The following is a 1,632-nucleotide window of genomic DNA, read 5'->3' on the forward strand; positions in this document are numbered from 1 at the left end:
CGTGGCGCGCGGCGAGCTCTTCTGCCTGCTCGGCGCCTCGGGCTGCGGGAAGTCGACCCTGCTGCGGATCGCCGCCGGCTTCGAGGCCCCGACCGCCGGGGAGGCCCTGATGTGGGGCAAGCCGATCGCCGGGCCGGGGCCGAGCCGCGGCATGGTCTTCCAGGATTACGGCCTGTTCCCGTGGCTCACCGTGCGGGACAATATCGGCTTCGGCCCGAAGGCCCGCGGGCGGCCCGCCGCCGAGGTGCGCGACACCGCCGAGCGCTACATCGCCCTGGTCGGCCTCCAGGCCTTCGCCGACGCCTACCCGCACCAGCTCTCGGGGGGGATGAAGCAGCGGGTCGCCATCGCGCGGGTGCTCGCCAACGAGGCCGAGGTCGTGCTGATGGACGAGCCCTTCGGGGCGCTCGACGCCATGACCCGCGAGCGGCTGCAGGACGAGCTGCTCGATCTCTGGTCGCGGACGGGGCTGACGATCCTGTTCGTCACCCACGCCATCGAGGAGGCGATTTTTCTCGCCGACCGCATCGTGATGATGTCGCCCGGCCCCGGCCGGATCGAGGCGATCCATCCGGTCGAGCTGCCGCGGCGGCGCGACGTGTCGAGCCCGGCCTTCAACGACCTGCGCCGGATGCTCGCGGCCCAGCTCCACAGCCATCACGCCCCGCGGGCCGCCGCTTGATGGACACCGCCCCCGACGACCCCCGCCGGCCCGAGATCCGGCTCGCCTACCGCGCCGCCGTGGACCGGCCGCGCCTGACCCTGCCCGGGGGCAAGCACGTCGCCGTCTGGCCGGTGGTCAATGTCGAGCACTGGTTGATCGACCATCCGATGCCGCGCCAGATCCTGGTGCCGCCGACCGCCGCGAGCCTGCTCCCGGACATCCCGAACTGGGCGTGGCACGAGTACGGGATGCGGGTCGGCTTCTGGCGCTTCCTCGAGGCTTTTTCCAGCCGCGGCATCCGCCCGACCCTGTCGATCAACGGCTCGGTCTGCACGGCCTATCCCCGCATCGCCGAGGCCGCCCATGCGGCCGGCTGGGAATTCATGGCCCACGGCTTCCATCAGGTTCCGACCCACCGGGTCGAGGACCAGCCGGAGATGATCTCTCGCACCATCGCGGCGATCACCGCGACCACGGGGCGTCCGCCGCGCGGCTGGCTGGGGCCGGGCCTCACCGAAACCCTCGACACGCCCGACCACCTGCACGCGGCCGGCATCGACTATGTCGGCGACTTCGTGGTCGACGATCGGCCCTGTCGGGTGGCGACGCGCACGGGGTCCCTCGTGGCGCTGCCCTACTCGGTGGAGCTGAACGACATCCCGTTGCTCGCCATCCAGCATCACCGGGCCGACGAGTTCGTGGAGCGGGCGCTCGCCAACCTCGACCGCCTCGCCGCCGAGGCGGCGGGTCCCGGTCCCCTCGGCGGCGCCAAGGTGATGGGCTTCGCGATCCACCCCTACATCACCGGCGTCCCGCACCGGATCGGTCTGCTGGAGCGACTGCTCGACGCGATCCTGGCGCGCAGCGACGCGGTGTTCATGCAGGGGGGCGAGATCCTCGACTGGTACCGCGCCACCGGCGACGAATCCTGAGCAGCGACCCGAGGACCGCCGTGCCGCCCCTTCCGA

General features: G+C 72.2%; 2 protein-coding genes. Both read left to right on the top strand.

Features of this window, described 5'->3' with window-relative positions; all coding sequences use genetic code 11:
* A partial coding sequence (locus I53_RS16935; protein WP_043352699.1) for an ABC transporter ATP-binding protein occupies window positions 1-682 on the top strand: 682 nt, incomplete at its 5' end.
* Complete coding sequence (locus I53_RS16940) at window positions 682-1,596, top strand: polysaccharide deacetylase family protein (RefSeq protein WP_043352701.1); 915 nt, start codon at window positions 682-684, stop codon at window positions 1,594-1,596. The genes I53_RS16935 and I53_RS16940, both read left to right, overlap by 1 nt.
* The last annotated feature ends 36 nt before the right edge of the window (window positions 1,597-1,632 follow it).

The sequence above is a fragment of the Methylobacterium sp. B1 genome, assembly GCF_000333255.1.
In the GTDB taxonomy this organism is placed as follows: Bacteria; Pseudomonadota; Alphaproteobacteria; order Rhizobiales; family Beijerinckiaceae; genus Methylobacterium; species Methylobacterium fujisawaense.